This window comes from Acinetobacter sp. NIPH 298, from assembly GCF_000369505.1.
Taxonomy (GTDB): domain Bacteria; phylum Pseudomonadota; class Gammaproteobacteria; order Pseudomonadales; family Moraxellaceae; genus Acinetobacter.
On the sequence record NZ_KB850053.1, the window covers coordinates 378,949 to 396,269 of the forward strand.

Genomic DNA, 17,321 nt, shown 5'->3' on the forward strand with positions numbered 1-17,321 from the left:
AGAAAAATAAAAGGTTGTGGCGCAAAAAACTACCCCCAAGACTCGGCTTGGGGGCTTTTTCTATTTATCCTTCAACACTGCTTGCTGTTGGATACACTGTTGCAATTAAGGCATCAACTACCGCTGGTTCAGCAAGGGTTGATGTATCGCCTAAGCTATCCAATTCATTCGCTGCAATCTTTCTCAAGATACGACGCATGATTTTACCCGAACGAGTTTTTGGTAAAGCGGGCGCCCAATGCAAGGCATCTGGCGTTGCCACTGGACCAAGGACTTTACGTACCCAATTGACCAACTCTTTACGTAACTCTTCAGACTCAGAGACATCCGCTTGTAAGGTCACAAAGGTACAAATGCCTTGTCCCTTAATGTCATGAGGCATACCAACCACAGCCGCTTCAGCAACTGCTTCATGGGCCACCAGTGCACTTTCAATTTCAGCAGTCCCTAGACGATGTCCAGAGACATTGAGTACGTCATCGACACGGCCTGTGATCCAGTAATAGCCATCTGCATCACGACGTGCGCCATCACCTGTGAAATAGCTATTTTTGAAGGTCGAGAAATACGCTTCAATAAAGCGTTCAGGATCACCCCAAATGGTGCGCATTTGACCTGGCCAAGAATCTTTAATGACAAGGTTACCTTCATTGGCACCTTCAAGTTCATTGCCTTCACCATCCACCAAAGCAGGCTGAACCCCAAACATTGGTCGAGTTGCTGAACCTGGTTTCAATGCAGTGGCACCTGGTAATGGTGAAATCAAAATACCGCCTGTTTCTGTTTGCCACCATGTATCCACAATCGGGCAACGGCCTTCACCGACCACTTCGTTATACCAATTCCATGCTTCTGGGTTAATTGGTTCACCCACAGAGCCTAATAAACGAAGGCTACTACGATCACTTTCACGAACATAAGCATCACCCTCTCGCATCATGGCGCGAATCGCGGTTGGTGCAGTATAAAGAATGGTGACATTATGCTTATCAATCACATGACCGATACGTGCCCATGTTGGGTATTGTGGAATACCTTCAAACATGACCGTTGTCGTGCCATTACACAGCGGTCCATACAGTAAATAACTATGCCCTGTAATCCAACCCACATCGGCAGTACACCAGTACACATCGTCTTCTTTAAGATCAAACACTTCTCTAAACGTGGTATTTACATACACCAGATAACCACCAGTAGTATGTAATACGCCCTTTGGCTTACCTGTAGAGCCAGAGGTATACAGAATAAATAGTGGGTCTTCCGCTTTCATTGGCTCAGGTGGGCAGTGTTCATTCACTTCCATGATTTCGAGGTGATACCACAAATCACGTGCTTCATTGAACTGAATCGGATTGCCCGTACGATGCACCACAATCACATGTTCAACACTATCGGTACCTTCAATTTCTAAAGCAGCATCCACGTTTTCTTTTAACGGAATAATCTTGCCACCACGCATCCCAGCATCGGCAGTAATCACTAATTTCGCTTGGCTATCATCAATACGGCTGGCCAAAGAGTCAGGTGAGAAACCACCAAAAACCACACAATGCACAGCCCCGATACGCGCACATGCCAACATGGCAATCGCTGCTTCAGGTACCATTGGCATATAGAGGACGACGCGATCCCCTTTGCTGATCCCATGTTTCTTGAGAACGTTAGCAAAACGACAAACTTCATCATGCAATTCAGCGAATGAAATGATTTTATGACGTGATGGATGATCGCCTTCCCATATAATGGCAGGCTTTAATGGATTGTCTTTTAAATGACGATCCAGACAGTTAGCAGAGACATTCAGCTCCCCATCAGCAAACCATTCAATTTTAAAATGATCTGGGTCAAAACTGGTATTTTTGACTTGGGTAAATGGTTTCATCCAATCAATATTTTGTGCTTCTTCTGCCCAAAATGCATCAGGCTGTTCAATAGAATATTGATAGCGATTGAAATAGTCTGTTTCCGAAATTCTTGCCGTTTCTTTAAATTTTTCAGGCACTGGGTAGATTTCTTTCATAACTTATTACTTCCTTGGTCTTTTATCTCATACCCTAGATGTACACATCTATTTCTTGGGTATGCTTGTGCTTTCTTGCAGTATGGCGAGCATATACACGAGTAAACAATGCGGCTTTGGTCGTAGGAGTATTGTTCTTATACACCCAATCTAGTTTGAAAATTTATTTAAAATAATTTAAATATGAACGACTTGTCGATGGTTTTTATTCTCAAAATTGATCGTTATTTTGATCATTGACCCACGCTTAAGCGCGCGAATCATCATAAATACCGACCATGATGATCGTCTATTCAGCAACATTTTTTCCAACAATAATCATAAACGATTACGATGGTTTCGTTATAAAATAAACCGATAAAGCTGTTAGTAAATTTTTCATCCATGTTGGTCATACATTCATCATGATGGCTTTCTTGATCAACCTCCAAACGAAATAGAGACGTCCCCTTGGCAAACGAACAAATTAACTTGACGAGTGTCGCTAAAGATACAGGTACACTGATCCAACAAGCAGGCACAAAAACCTCAGAAACCGTATTGGCGCATACTGAAAAATACCATGAGGCATATAGTGCTATTGATAAAATGGTGCTGGTTTTTTGGGAACGCGTTCCTTATATCTGCTTGGCCATTTTTGTCTTTGTTTTGTTTTGGCTACTGACTAAATTTTTTAAATTCTTTATCAACAAAACCCTCAGTAATCGCTCTTACACGCGGCAAAACTTAGTCCTTGTGCTACATCGTGTCGGCAGTACTTTTATCTTATTTTTCGGCTTCCTGATCGCACTTGTGATCGCGATTCCGGGCTTTACTCCAGGTCAATTGATTGGCGCACTAGGGATTGGCTCGGTTGCGATTGGTTTTGCTTTCAAAGATATTTTCCAGAACTTACTATCTGGCATACTGATCTTATTAGGAGAACCGTTCCGCATCGGTGATGCCATTATTGTCAATGGGATGGAAGGCACCGTTGAAGATATTCAAATTCGAGCCACTTTTTTACGCTCTTATGATGGTCGTCGGATCGTGATCCCTAACGCGACGGTGTATACCAGTGCAATCACCGTAAATACAGCTTATCAGCAACGACGCTGTGAATTTGTTGTGGGGATTGGCTATGATGATGATGAACAAAAAGCCAAGCAAATCGTGTTGGATATTCTCAACAATGAACGCAGCGTCCTGAGTCAACCAAAGTTTTCGGTCAATGTGACTGCACTGGCAGACTTCTCAGTCAACCTTACTGTTCGTTGGTGGATTGATACCACAGAAACCGATATTCTGTCCTCTTCAAGTATGATACAAGCACAGGTTAAACAAGCATTTAGTGCCCAAGGAATTAATATTCCTTATCCGATCCAAGAGTTTAAGGTTCAGTCAAACCAAGTCGCTCAACTTCCAACAAACATGAAGCCTTCAGACAATCAAACGACCTAAAATATAAGAAATAGCGGTTTCTGTACGTAAAATACGGTTGCTCAAGCGCATCGCTTGGCAACCATTTTTTTTGAGCAGCTCAATCTCATACGGTATAAAGCCACCTTCTGGTCCAACGATCACAGTACATGCCTGTTGAATGGCATGCGGCATCGACTGGTCTGCATAAGGATGCGCTACATAGGCAGGTTTTTCGGCGCTAATCAAACTTGGCAGCACATCCTCTACAAAAGGTTTAAAGCGTTTATACATCTGAATTTCAGGCTCAACCGTATCGCCTGCCTGCTCTAGCCCCAAAGTGACATAGTCATTGAGTTGTTGCAAAAATGGGCTTTGCCAATAACTCTTATCCACCCGATAACTATGAATCAAGCTGATCCGCTCTACACCCAGTGTGACCGCATCCATGATGATGCGACGTAATACTTTCGGTCGTGGTAACGCAAGAATCAAATGCACAGGAAGTTTTTCAGGCACTGCCTCCATCTGAATCGGTTTCAACACAATCCGTTGCTCTGAAATATTCAAAACTTCAGTGAGATAACGCTGACCATGGCGAATGCCAACTTTTAGATGATCGCCAACATTCGGTTGAACATACTGTTTTAAATGTTGCAATTGACGTGGATTTTCAATCAACCATTGCTCTGCGCAAGCAGTTTGAGAGGGTTCAAGTAAAACGATGTTCATGATGCATCTGTTGCTTTCAAATAGTGATCGAGCAGTTGAATATGCTGTTGCAACGAACCTTGATTGCGTTGCAATACCACTTGAGCCTGTTCGATGAGTTGCTGACGTTGCTTTGAATCATCCAAACAGCCGAGAAGCTGCGCTGTCACCTGTTCAGCATTTTCCCCGACCAAAATTCCTCGTGCTATAACGAATTCATCGACAATGCTTTGGAAATTAAAATACCGAGGGCCTATGACAGTGGGCACATTCAACACCATCGGCTCTAGAATATTGTGCCCGCCACCGGGTTCATTCAGTGAACCACCAACAAAACTCGCCTGACTCATGGCATACCACAACCACATTTCACCCATACTATCGGCTAGAAAAACTTGGGTATTAGCCTCGATACGCTGTCCTAAACTGCGACGCTGCGTATTTAAATTTAGATTTTGGCAAACTTTATAGACTTCATCAAAACGCTCAGGATGACGTGGCACAACGATACAGAGTAAATTTGGGTTTGAATTTAAATGTGGTTGAAGCTGCTTCAGTAGGCTCTCTTCTTCAGGCGCATGAGTACTGGCTAAAGTGATAATTTGCCGACCTGCCAATTGCCAATCTTGTTTTAGTTGTTCTGCTTGCTCAATAAAATCTGTTGGTGCGGTAATATCAAACTTAATATTTCCCACCACTTGACTCTTGGTTTGATCTAAACCTAAATCAACATAACGCGCTAAGGTGGCGGAATCTTGTGCCAACATCCACGTGAGTTGCTGCAACATCGGCTGGGTTAATCGTCTCACCTTGGCATAGCCTTTGGCTGATTTTTCTGATAGTCGAGCATTCAATAAAATACAAGCAATCTGGTACTGCTGTGCTGCTGCAATTAAATTTGGCCAGATTTCAGTTTCGACTAACGCTAAAATTTTCGGTTGATACAGTGCAAAAAACTGCTTGAGCAACGATTTTTGGTCAACAGGCAAATAGACGGCTTGAAATAAATCCAGATAAGGTACTTTTAGAAATAGGGATTTTGCGCGGGCTTGACCTGTCTTAGTGGTATTGGTCACTAGAACAGGATGACCTAATTTTAAATAATGTTCGATTAACGGCTGCGCTGCATTGGTTTCACCCACCGAGACTACATGAAACCACATTGCATGCAGATTTTTAGGCGGTTGAAAGGGACCAAAACGCTCAATACATTCTTGTTGAAATAGCGCATCACTTTCAGCACGTAGTTTTATTTTCCAACGATATAACGGCTTAAGACAAGCCAATAAAAAGTTATACCAAAATGGGGTTTGCTGTGCTGATTTTGCCTGCGCCATTCGAGACCATGATTCACAATTTGATTTCAGCTCATTATGCGGAATTTAAACAAAAAACTCATGCCATTTTTTAGGGTTCGTTGATATTCAACAAACCTTAATGACATGAGTAATTTATCAAACGAATTACGCTTCTAACTTTTCAAATGCAGGATAATCGGTATAACCCTCTGCATCAGCAGCATATAACGTTTGAAAATTCACCTGATTTAAGGGTAAATCATGCTCTAAACGGTCTAATAAATCAGGATTTGCAATATAAGCCAACCCAAATGAGACTGCATCTGCTTGCCCTGTTGCCAAAATACGTTTCGCCGATGCAGGCGTTAATTTTTCATTGGCAATCCAAACACCGTTAAACTTTGGACGCAAAGCGGGCATTAAACTGTCTTCAGCTTCATATTCACGAGTGAAAATAAAGGCAACATTACGTTGATCCAGTTGCTCAACCACATAACCGAACGTTGCTAACGGATTTTCATCCGTCATATCATGTGAGTCACCACGCGGAGCAAGGTGTACGCCGACCCGGCCAGCACCCCATACTTCGATAAAAGCATCCACGACTTGTAACAATAGACGCGCACGGTTTTCAACTGAGCCACCGTATTCATCATTACGTTGATTGGTTCCACTTTGTAAGAATTGGTCAATCAAATAGCCGTTCGCTGCATGTAGTTCAACCCCATCAAAGCCAGCGGCTTTGGCAAGTTCGGCGGCATTTTTATATTGTGCAACAATCTCTTGAATTTCCTCATGAGATAAAGCACGAGGCGTCACAAATGGACGTTTAGGACGAAGTAAACTCACTTCACCCGCAGGTTGAATCGCACTTGGCGCAACTGGGATATCGTCCTCCAATAAATCTGGATGTGAAATACGCCCAACATGCCAGAGCTGAACCACAATTTTTGAACCCTGCACATGCACAGCATCTACAATTTTATGCCACGCCTGAGCCTGCTCTTGTGACCATAGACCTGGTGTATTGGCATAACCCGCTGCTTTAGGACTAATCACTGTTGCTTCAGTAATGATTAAGCCCGCATTGGCACGTTGTTGGTAATACTCCACCATTAAATCGTTTGGAATACGCTCTTCACCACTACGTGCTCTGGTAAGCGGTGCTAAAACCAAGCGATTTTTAATCGTAAAATCACCTACTTGTAACGCAGAATTTAGTTCAGCCATGATCGCCTCAACTTCACTTTTATCAGCGTATTAAAGGGTTGACCTTTAATACCGTTTAGAGTGCTTGTTTCAAATGTTCGATGTATTGCTGAATCAAAGCTTCATTACGCGTGAAATATGACCACTGTCCATATTTTTCAACCTGTATCAAACCTGCCTGCTGTAATACAGACAAATGATTCGACATCGTCGATTGCGCAACTTTGCCTAAACGTTCGATGTGCCCTGCACATACGCCACGTTCAAAACTACCACCACATTGTTCAACGGGTAAAAATCGCTCCGGCTCTTTCAACCATTGCAAAATTTGTCGTCGTAATGGATTGGCTAGGGCCTTGCTTATAACATCAATATCCATAGACTCACCACGTTTCTCAACAAGCGAAGCTTCGTTCAGCACCTAGAGCCAGTATATCGAAATTTTCAAATATTAATATCTATTTTTTTCGATATTAATATCATATTTTTCCGATTAACCACCTCTTGCTAAACGAGCTTGCCGTTTAAATTAATTTTCCAAAGTCTCTTTTTAGGAAAGAGGTTTATAGACCCTGCTTTAAACTTGCTTCGATAAATTTATCTAAATCACCATCGAGAACCGCCTTGGTGTTCGAGTTTTCCACACCTGTACGCAAGTCTTTAATGCGTGAATCATCTAAAACATAAGAACGAATTTGACTGCCCCAACCAATATCTGACTTTGAATCTTCTAAGGCTTGCGCAGCTTCATTACGTTTACTCATCTCTAATTCATAGAGTTTGGCACGTAACTGTTTCCAAGCATGGTCGCGGTTCGCATGTTGTGAACGCTGGTTCTGACAAGCAACTACGATCCCTGTTGGTGCATGGGTTAAACGCACCGCAGAATCCGTTTTGTTAATGTGCTGACCACCTGCACCCGAAGCACGATAAGTATCCGTGCGGACATCGGATGGATTGATATCAATTTCAATATTGTCATCGATCTCAGGAGAAATAAACACGGCAGAGAAAGATGTATGACGGTTATTGTTACTATCAAATGGTGATTTACGTACTAAACGATGAACACCCGTTTCTGTCCGTAACCAACCATAGGCAAACTCACCATCAACACGGATGGTTGCAGATTTAATCCCTGCCACATCACCGTCAGACACTTCCATCAATTCAGCTTTAAAACCGTGACGCTCGATCCAACGCAGATACATACGTAACAGCATCGATGCCCAATCTTGCGCTTCAGTACCGCCAGAGCCTGACTGAATTTCGAGGAAGCATGGATTTGGATCCATTGGATGACTAAACATACGACGGAATTCAAGATTGGCCAATGCTGTTTCAGCACTGTCTAATTCACTTTGCACATCAAGCAATAAGCTTTCATCATCCGCCTCAACAGCGAGGTCAAGCATTGCCTTGGCATCATCAAGCTGTTCCGCCAAACGGTCAAACACCCCAAGCGTATTTTCTAAACTGCCCTTTTCTTTAGCGATGGCTTGCGCGCGGCTTTGATCATTCCAAATCTCAGGGTCTTCTAACTCTCTTAAAACTTCTTCTAAACGCTCAGCCTTTAGATCGTAGTCAAAGATACCCCCGTAGTGTTTGGCTACGATCAGATAAATCTTTCAATTGGTTTAAATACGGATTAATTTCCACGCGTTTTGTCTCACAATATTTTTTCACTCAATCGATCATTTTAACATAAGTGTTTTACACTACACAGCCTCTGTGATTCGAACAGATTTCCTTATTGCTGATTTCAAAATAATCCTTTTTTTCTTATTGATTTTATTATTCTTAAACGACACATTTAGCGACAATAGTGTTTATGAATTACACGAAAAATACCAAAACACACAATCTACCCTAAGTTTTAATAAATCAAAACATTAATATTTATCAATTAAAATCAATATATTAAACAAACTAAATTACATTTCACTTACATTCGTACCATTTGATTACCGACTTAGGATTGACGCATCGTTTTTTTAGCCTAGACTGGAAGTTGTAACAAAACATGTAATCGAAATTTCATTTGGTTCATTATCTCAAAGGGGCATAACCATGAAAAAATTAGCAATTGCATCAGCACTTTTATCTGCACTTGCAGTAACAGGGACTGCTCATGCTTATCAAGCTGAAGTTGGCGCATCGGTAGGTTATATCGACCCTGATAAAGGTAGTTCAGGCAGTGACTTCGCGATTAACGGTAAATATTATTTCAATCCTGTACAAACCCGTAATGCACCACTTGCCGAAGCAGCATTTTTAGATCGAGCAAGCAATGTAAGTGCTGAAGCGTCTTGGAAAGATAAAGGCGCGACTGACGACAATACTTATGGTGTTGGTGTCGAATACTTTGTTCCTAACTCTGATTTTTATCTTAGCGGTGATGTAAGCCGTAATACGTTAAAGCTGGATCATGCACGAGACATCAAGACGACTTATTACAGTGCTGAAGTCGGTTATCTACCAGCCCCAGGTTTGTTGCTTGCAGTCGGTGCGAAAGGCTATGACAACAAATTTGATGATGGTGTTGATCCAACCATTCGTGCTAAATACGTGACTCAAGTTGGTGGAAATGACATCAACTTAGAGGCAGGTGCAGCATTCGGTGATTTGGATGAGTTTAATCTCGCAGCTGACTACTATATTGATAAAACACTCAGTGTCGGTGCTGATTACTACGACAATGACCTATCAAAGCAACGTGAATTTGGCGTAAATGCACGTAAATTCTTTAACCAACAAATGAGTTTAGAAGGACGTGTTGGTTTCGGTAAAGATAGAACTGTTGCCAAAAATGACTACAATACATTTGGCGTTGCAGCAAAATACCGCTTCTAATCTAACCAAAGATATAAAAAATCGCCCTAAGGGCGATTTTTTATTGTGTTAAATGTACCACTTGCAATTGCAAGCTAGTATTTCCATTATAGATATTACGTTCTAGGGTATAAACCAAATCGACATAGCCCAACATCGGATTAAATTCAAAACGATCAACTGCATTAAAAGCAATTGCATCAACAGATTGCTGCCCAAGTGAAACTTTTAATTTCAAATGTTGGTCTTTCAACCAGCGATAGTCAATCACTTTAAAGCGACCTTCAAACTGAGGCAACGGAAACTTTTGCCCCCACGGTCCAAGTTGTTCGATCCAATCCAATGTGGACAAATGTAAAGCTGAATCAACTAACTGACCGTCCGTCCACAATGTCGCTTGAAATAAATCATCATCCATTTCAGCGATAGACTGGGTAAAGACCATTTTGAATTCATCAAAATCTTGCTTTTTCAGGGTCAAGCCTGCTGCTGCTGCGTGGCCACCAAAATGGCTGACCAAGTCAGGGCGCTGTTCCGCCACTTGTTCAATCATGTCACGGATATGAATCCCATCGATGGAACGCGCAGATCCTTTGATATGAATACCATCTTCATCAGGGGCGAATACTAAACTTGGGCGATAAAATTGTTCTTTTAGCCGCCCAGCGACGATACCAATCACACCTTGATGCCACTGCTCATCAAACATTACCAAAACTGCTGGCAGATGTTCGGTTTCAAGCTGAATATGTTGCAAAGCCGTTAATGCTTGTTGCTTCATTTCAGTTTCAACTTGGCGGCGTTCGATATTCAGTTGATTCAGTTGTTGTGCGATCGGATAAGCCGTTGCCAGATCTGGTGCTAACAAGCATTCAATACCAATACGCATACTTTCCATACGCCCAGCCGCATTAATTCGTGGTCCGATGACAAACCCTAAATCTTGCGCGCGTAATGTTGCTGTATCGCGTTTGGCAATATCCAGTAAAGCCAAAATTCCGGCACGACATTGCTGCTGCTGAATGCGCTTTAGACCCGTATCAATCAATATCCGATTGTTATAATCCAAAGTTGCCACATCCGCATAAGTGCCGAGTGCAACCAAATCTAAATATTGAGTGACTTTACAGCTACTTTTACCCAGCTGAGTGCGAGCACTAGCTAGTTTGGCCAACACATAAAAAGCAACACCCACGCCGGCCAATGCTTTACTCGGGAAATCACAACCCAATTGATTTGGGTTAACCACCGCCTCTGCATTTGGCGTCGCTTTTGTGGTTAAGTGATGATCGGTAATAATCACCTGCATCCCCAAAGCTTGCGCTGTTTCTACCCCTGCATGGCTGGAAATACCATTATCGACTGTAATCAGTAAATCAGGCTGATAGCTTTGTTGTGCCAGCTCAGCAATCTTTGGTGTGAGTCCATAACCATATTTAAAACGGTCGGGCACGAGATACTCAACGTCTGCACCCATTTCCCTTAATACCAAGACCATCAACGCCGTACTGGTTGCACCATCGGCATCATAATCACCAATAATGACAATTTTTTTCTGCTGATCAATTGCTTGATTAATCAGTTCAACGGCAGTATCTAAGCCTTTTAAATTGGGTGAAAGTAAATGCTTTAGCTTTAGCTCAAGTTCTTGTTCAGATTGAACCCCTCGTCTCGCTAAAATTTCAGCCATAAACGACGGTACGCCCTGAAACTGTTCAGGGCGTGTCAGAAAAGGCCTTTGTTGAATCTGCATTTTGGTCATTTATGGCATCAAACGTTGGATAACCCAAAGTCCATTTTGTTTTTCATAACTCAAACGATCGTGTAACCGATTCGGTCGTCCCTGCCAGAACTCATAATAGTCAGCCACTAAACGATAGCCACCCCAAAATTCTGGCTTGGCAAGTTCACCCTGCTCACCGATCTGCTGCTGCAAGTCTTGAAAACGTTGCTGTAACTCATCACGACTGGCAATGCATCCACTTTGCGGTGTACTGATATGTGCTGCAATCTGACTATCACGTGGGCGTTTGTGATAATACTCGGCTGACTCTTGTTCCGAAATCTTAATCACCTGACCACTAATCCGTACCTGACGCTCTAAACTTGGCCAATAAAATAACAATTCGGCAAAAGGATTCTCAGCAAGGTCGATACCTTTTTGACTATCATAATTGGTATAAAAGTCATATCCCGCTTCCGTTGCGCCACGCAACAGTACGGTACGCACATGTGGTCGCCCTTGGGCATTTGCCGTTGCCAAAGACATGGTATACGGCTCATGTAAATGTGCAGCCAAAGCATGATTAAACCAGTTTAAAAACTGAAGATGAGGATGATCACTAATTTGTGCTTCGTGTAACTCACCTTGCTCATAACTCAAACGTAATTCACTTAAGTCTTTAATCACATCACTCATGCCGACTCTCCACTATGCAACTTGGGCTTGGGCTCGTACTGCATCAGCCAATTGATGCGCTAAAGTTTCAACTTCTTGTTGTTGATCACCCTCAACCATCACCCGAATCACAGGCTCAGTCCCTGATTTACGTATCAAAAGTCGCCCACGTCCTTTCAATTGTTGCTCAGCTTTTTCAAACTCGGCAACCAAAGCGGGAATCGAATATGGATCAATCATCTGCTGTAAACGTACATTGACCAGTACTTGTGGGAATAAATCAAAGCCTTCAACCAACTCATGCAAAGCTTTACCTTGTTCGACCATCACCGTTAACACTTGCAATGCTGCAATAATTGCATCACCAGTAGTGCTCTTATCCAGTGTCAGAATATGACCTGATGGCTCACCGCCAATCACCCAGTCATTTTCTTCAAGCGCTTGTAAAACATAACGATCACCTACACTCGCACGGACAAAACCGACATTGGCTTTTTGCAATGCCAACTCAAGTGCCATGTTGCTCATTACTGTTCCAACCACCCCTGTAGGCTTATTTTTCGCCTGTGTCGCAAGGATATATAGAATATGATCACCGTCAATCAGTTGACCATTTTTATCCACCATCACCACACGGTCGGCATCACCATCAAAAGCAATACCTAGATCAGCGTTATGTTCCACAACTGCTTTCTGTAAATGTTCAGGATGAGTAGAACCACAATTTTCATTGATATTTAGACCATCTGGTTCGTTATACATCGGGATCACTTTAGCGCCCAACTCACGGAACACTGAAGGTCCTACGCTATAAGCTGCACCATTGGCACAATCCACCACAATTTTTACATTACGCAAATCAAAATGGTACGGGAAAGTCGACTTACAAAATTCGATATAGCGTCCATTGGCATCTTTCACCCGAACACTTTTACCTAAACTGGCATTGTCTTCGATCTCAAGATCATTTTCTAATTCTTGGTTAATTTGCTCTTGCAATGCATCGGGAAGCTTTTTGCCTTCACTTGAGAAAAATTTAATGCCATTATCATAATAAGGATTATGTGATGCTGAAATCACAATCCCAGCATGAGCATGTAGTGCACGGGTTAAATGGGCAATGGCTGGGGTTGGTAATGGGCCCAATAAATGTACATAAACGCCTGCTGCATTGAGACCTGCTTGCAGTGCCGCTTCTAAAATATAACCTGATAAGCGTGTATCTTTGCCCAAAACAACAATTGGCTTATTTTTCGGACTGGTGCGTTTTAATACTTTTCCAGCCGCAAAACCTAATTTCAATGCAAACTCAGGAGTAATTGGCATTTGTCCAAATTTGCCACGAATTCCATCAGTACCAAAATAACTCATTATTTACTCACTTTCTTATCTTTTATATGGATTGTAACCATATCTTTTTCATGTTATTCACTTTACACCAAAACAAAAAAACCGTCAGTGAACTGACGGTTTTTCAATCTAAACAGTTACCAAAAATCAACCAATACGATAGTTAGGTGCTTCTTTGGTAATCGTCACGTCATGCACATGTGATTCTTGCATACCCGCAGAGGTAATCTTCACAAACTTCGCGTTTTGCGCCATTGCTTCGATATCCGCTGAACCTGTATAGCCCATAGATGAACGTAAACCACCCATCATTTGATGCACAATCGCACTCATTGGACCTTTATAAGGTACACGACCTTCAATACCTTCAGGAACAAGCTTTTCTACACCTGCTTTGGCATCTTGGAAATAACGGTCAGACGAACCTGAAGCACCAGACATCGCGCCTAATGAACCCATACCACGATAGGCTTTATAGTAGCGTCCTTGGAAAAATTCAACCTCACCCGGCGCTTCTTCAGTACCCGCCATGAGTGAACCTACCATGATCGTGCTTGCACCCGCAGCAATCGCTTTCGCCATATCGCCTGAGTAACGAATACCACCATCAGCAATCAAAGGAATCTGACCTTTCAAAGCACTGGCGACATTATCAATCGCAGACATTTGAGGAACGCCAATCCCTGCAACGATACGAGTAGTACAAATTGAACCTGGACCAATACCGACTTTCACAGCATCTGCACCCGCATCGAGTAATGCCAATGCTGCATCACCAGTGGCAATATTGCCGCCAATCACTTGAACTTGTGGGAAGTTTTGTTTAACCCAACGCACACGTTCAATCACACCAGCAGAGTGGCCATGTGCCGTATCTACAACAATCACATCCACACCAGCTTCGACCAACGCTTCTACACGTGCAGGTGTTTCTGCACCTGTACCAACCGCAGCACCCACGCGTAAACGACCGAGTTCGTCTTTACAGCTATTTGGATAAAGCTCAGCTTTACGGAAGTCAGTAACCGTGATTAAACCTTTCAGTGCATTGTTTTCATCAACCACCAATACTTTTTCAATACGGTGTTTTTGAAGAAGTGCTTGAATATTTTCTTTCGATTCGCTTTCAAGAACCGTTACTAAGCGGTCTTGACCTGTCATGATGTTGCTTACAGGTTGCTCAAGATTGGTTTCAAAACGTGTATCACGCCCTGTCACGATCCCAACCACTTTGCCATCTTTCACTACTGGCACGCCACTAATGTTATTGGCTTGCGTAATCGCAATCAATTCACGAACAGTGGTTTCAGGCGTAACGGTGATTGGATCTTTCACCATCCCCGCTTCAAATTTTTTCACACGGCGTACTTCAGCGGCTTGCGCTGCAATATCCATGTTTTTATGCAAAATACCAATACCACCATTTTGCGCCATCGCAATCGCCATACGTGACTCAGTCACTGTATCCATTGCAGCCGAAACGAGAGGGATATTAAGTTGAATTCCGCGAGTTAAACGTGTCTTTAGAGAGACATCTTTTGGGAGAACAGTTGAGTAGGCAGGAAGTAATAAGACATCATCGAAGGTTAACGCTTCTTGAACGATGGTCAGCATAACAATCTCACTGGTAATTTCCGTGAGCTATTATAAACAAATTTCGCTGTATTTTTCATTTTCTATGATGAAATAATTTTTACACCATTAAATCTTTGCTATTTCGCCCACAATTCAGCACGCCACCCCGATCACCACCACACATTTCCGATCATTTTTAGAGACAAATTGCCTGCTCACTCAATTTAAAAATAAATGTTTTGGACATTTAAAAAAAATACTTTTTTAAATAAAATAATTCTCATTATCAAATTCAACTTCTGCTTGTCTAGGCTGACTCACTTATGCGACCATCGCAACGACTCCCATCTTCACCCACCCTCTTAGCGCTTGCTGTTTTTACAGCGATGACCACAACGCATGCAGCAACTGCGACGCCCCAAAGTAGCGAATCAACCAATATCCTGCCCACAATCGAAATTCAGGCACAACAAGAGCTTACTTTTAGCTACGTTGCCAAAAAAGCCAGCTTCGTTTTAAAGTCAAATGATCCTTTATTTAAAACAGCTCAATCTGTCAGTGTGATTACCCAAGAACAATTAGAACAGAAACAAGCCTCTACGCTAGCCGAAGCCATCAATGGTGTTGCGGGTGTGGTATCAGGACAACTTGGACGACGTGGCTGGGATGATTTTATTATTCGCGGACAAAACTCATCAGATCAGGTATTTATTGATGGATTACGCCAAGGACAAAGCACTTTCGTTGCCACCGAAATTTCAGGCATGGATCAAGTCCAAGTTTTAAAAGGCCCTGCATCGGTCAATTTTGGTTTGGTACAACCGGGTGGCATGGTCAATATGGTGACCAAGCGCCCCCAAGCAGAAAGTTTCTATCGCAGTACATTGACCTATGGCTCAAATCAACTCAAACAAGGCACATTTGATCTCAACTACAGCCCGAATAATAGCGATAAAGGTGCTTTTCGTATCAATGCCCGAGTTGCGGATCAAAACGATCCAACTGATTTTGTCTATTTTAAAAATTATTATATTTCACCTTCCTATAATTTTGATTTAGGTGAAAATACGGATTTATCGGTGATTGCCAGTTATCAACATCGTGAATATATGCGCCAACAAGGCTTGCCTGTTATGGGAACATTATTGTCGAACCCGAATGGCTCATTGAACAGTAAATTGTTTATCAGTGAACCTGCACATGGTGGATACGATGCGGATGTTTACCGTGTAGGTTATAATTTCGCTCATAAGTTTGAGAACGAATGGCAGTTCAAGCAAAACTTTGCAATACAAAAAACTGAAATGCTTGGTCCAGCAGTGTTTGCAGCAACAGGTAAAAACTTTTGGGCGAAAGATAAAGATGGAAAAATTGATTACACCACCATTCAGCGTCAGGGACGCTATCAAGATGTGGATAATCTAAACTTTGCAATCGACAATCAGCTACAGAAAACATTTAAGCTTGCCAATATGGCACATGAATTGATGGTTGGTGTCGATGCCATGCAAGAAAAAAGTGATTACATCAATAATCGCTGTACAGTCGGTAATTTGAATTTATATACGCCACAATATAACACCACTGTGGATTGCCCTGAAACGCCAACCAATCATGATATCAATCGCCTCAGATACACGGGCTTATATATACGTGATCGGATTCAACTGAATGAACAACTGGTTTTAAATCTTGCAGGACGTCACGATTGGGCAGAAACCAGCAGCACCAATTTAGTCAAAAATACTGAGACATCACAATCTGATAATGCATTTACTGGCAATGTCTCCCTCCTGTATAGCATTAACGATCTGGTTGCGCCCTATGTCAGTTATGCAACATCCTTCTTGCCGACAACAGGAACTGATTTTTATGACAATACTTTTAGGCCTGAAAAGGGCAAACAAATTGAAGTTGGCTTAAAACTACAAAGTCCAGATCAGCGGATTCAAGGTAGCATTGCTTGGTTTGACCTACGCCGCCAAAATGTTTCTGTCAGCGATCCAATCAACTCAGGCTTTAAGGTACAACGTGGCGAACAAATGACACGTGGGGTCGAAACTGAAATCGCCGCTCAGCTCTTTGATCAACTCAAAATCACAGCAGCTTATACCTACACGCCTGACGCTGAAACCAGCAAAGATACCGTAGCCGATAATATAGGATTGCGAATCGATAATATTCCCAAACACAGCTACAGCCTTTCTTCCCGTTATCGTTTTGAACAGAATTCCAATATAGGCTGGTATGTGGGGGCTGGCTTTCGAGGTGAAACGAAGAAAAGCATCAATGGGTTAGCTGTCGACATCCCAAGCTACACATTATTTGATACAGAAGCAGGTTATGATGCCGAACACTGGGGTGCACAATTGGCGATCCGCAATATGTTTGACAAAGATTATTATGCTGGTGCGCTGAATGAGAATCTAATTACTTTAGGCAATCCACGTCAGATTAACTTTACGGTGAAGTTTAAATATTGATCTTTTGATTATAAAAAACGCACGCTAGAGCAGCGTGCGTTATC

At 42.4% G+C, this 17,321-nt stretch carries 13 protein-coding genes; 3 read left to right on the top strand and 10 right to left on the bottom strand.

The window, feature by feature from the left end; genetic code table 11:
- Window positions 1-64: 64 nt before the first annotated feature.
- On the bottom strand, window positions 65-2,023 hold the full coding sequence (gene acs / locus F903_RS01700; protein ID WP_005194033.1) for an acetate--CoA ligase: 1,959 nt from the start codon (window positions 2,021-2,023) through the stop codon (window positions 65-67).
- Window positions 2,024-2,473: 450 nt separating this feature from the next.
- Here acs and F903_RS01705 point away from each other — a divergent pair, with 450 nt between their 5' ends.
- Window positions 2,474-3,463, top strand: a complete 990-nt coding sequence (locus F903_RS01705; protein WP_004673405.1) for a mechanosensitive ion channel family protein — start codon at window positions 2,474-2,476, stop codon at window positions 3,461-3,463.
- On the opposite strand, the gene F903_RS01710 is transcribed toward F903_RS01705, so the two are convergent.
- The 5 genes from F903_RS01710 to prfB form a co-directional block, all read right to left on the bottom strand.
- Complete coding sequence (locus F903_RS01710) at window positions 3,443-4,153, bottom strand: 16S rRNA (uracil(1498)-N(3))-methyltransferase (RefSeq protein WP_005194035.1); 711 nt, start codon at window positions 4,151-4,153, stop codon at window positions 3,443-3,445. The genes F903_RS01705 and F903_RS01710 overlap by 21 nt on opposite strands.
- The gene (locus F903_RS01715) at window positions 4,150-5,469 is read right to left on the bottom strand and encodes a 3-deoxy-D-manno-octulosonic acid transferase (RefSeq protein WP_005194037.1); all 1,320 of its coding nucleotides are present in this window, start codon (window positions 5,467-5,469) and stop codon (window positions 4,150-4,152) included. The genes F903_RS01710 and F903_RS01715 overlap by 4 nt, the downstream gene beginning before the upstream one ends.
- Before the next feature lie 126 nt (window positions 5,470-5,595).
- Window positions 5,596-6,660: an alkene reductase gene (locus F903_RS01720; protein WP_005194038.1), complete on the bottom strand. Its 1,065-nt coding sequence runs from the start codon at window positions 6,658-6,660 to the stop codon at window positions 5,596-5,598.
- A gap of 55 nt (window positions 6,661-6,715) precedes the next feature.
- Window positions 6,716-7,018 (bottom strand): ArsR/SmtB family transcription factor, encoded by a 303-nt coding sequence (locus tag F903_RS01725; RefSeq protein ID WP_034594680.1) that lies wholly within the window; start codon window positions 7,016-7,018, stop codon window positions 6,716-6,718.
- Between the two features lie 184 nt (window positions 7,019-7,202).
- Window positions 7,203-8,298 (bottom strand): peptide chain release factor 2 gene (gene prfB, locus F903_RS01730; protein WP_155757036.1). Its coding sequence is split into 2 segments (ribosomal slippage): window positions 7,203-8,225 and window positions 8,227-8,298, totalling 1,095 coding nucleotides; the frame shifts between segments, so codons are not numbered across the junction.
- Between the two features lie 411 nt (window positions 8,299-8,709).
- Here prfB and F903_RS01735 point away from each other — a divergent pair.
- Complete coding sequence (locus F903_RS01735) at window positions 8,710-9,492, top strand: putative porin (protein WP_005194042.1); 783 nt, start codon at window positions 8,710-8,712, stop codon at window positions 9,490-9,492.
- Between the two features lie 40 nt (window positions 9,493-9,532).
- Here F903_RS01735 and recJ read toward each other — a convergent pair whose 3' ends face one another.
- From recJ to guaB, 4 genes are all read right to left on the bottom strand, one after another.
- Complete coding sequence (gene recJ / locus F903_RS01740; protein WP_005194044.1) at window positions 9,533-11,233, bottom strand: single-stranded-DNA-specific exonuclease RecJ; 1,701 nt, start codon at window positions 11,231-11,233, stop codon at window positions 9,533-9,535.
- Complete coding sequence (gene pdxH / locus F903_RS01745; protein WP_005194046.1) at window positions 11,234-11,890, bottom strand: pyridoxamine 5'-phosphate oxidase; 657 nt, start codon at window positions 11,888-11,890, stop codon at window positions 11,234-11,236.
- A gap of 12 nt (window positions 11,891-11,902) precedes the next feature.
- Window positions 11,903-13,240, bottom strand: a complete 1,338-nt coding sequence (glmM, locus tag F903_RS01750) for a phosphoglucosamine mutase (protein ID WP_005194048.1) — start codon at window positions 13,238-13,240, stop codon at window positions 11,903-11,905.
- Window positions 13,241-13,366: 126 nt separating this feature from the next.
- Window positions 13,367-14,833: an IMP dehydrogenase gene (gene guaB / locus F903_RS01755; protein WP_004673427.1), complete on the bottom strand. Its 1,467-nt coding sequence runs from the start codon at window positions 14,831-14,833 to the stop codon at window positions 13,367-13,369.
- A 284-nt stretch (window positions 14,834-15,117) separates the two neighbouring features.
- Between guaB and F903_RS01760 the strand changes: the two genes are divergently transcribed.
- Complete coding sequence (locus F903_RS01760) at window positions 15,118-17,277, top strand: TonB-dependent siderophore receptor (protein ID WP_005194049.1); 2,160 nt, start codon at window positions 15,118-15,120, stop codon at window positions 17,275-17,277.
- The last annotated feature ends 44 nt before the right edge of the window (window positions 17,278-17,321 follow it).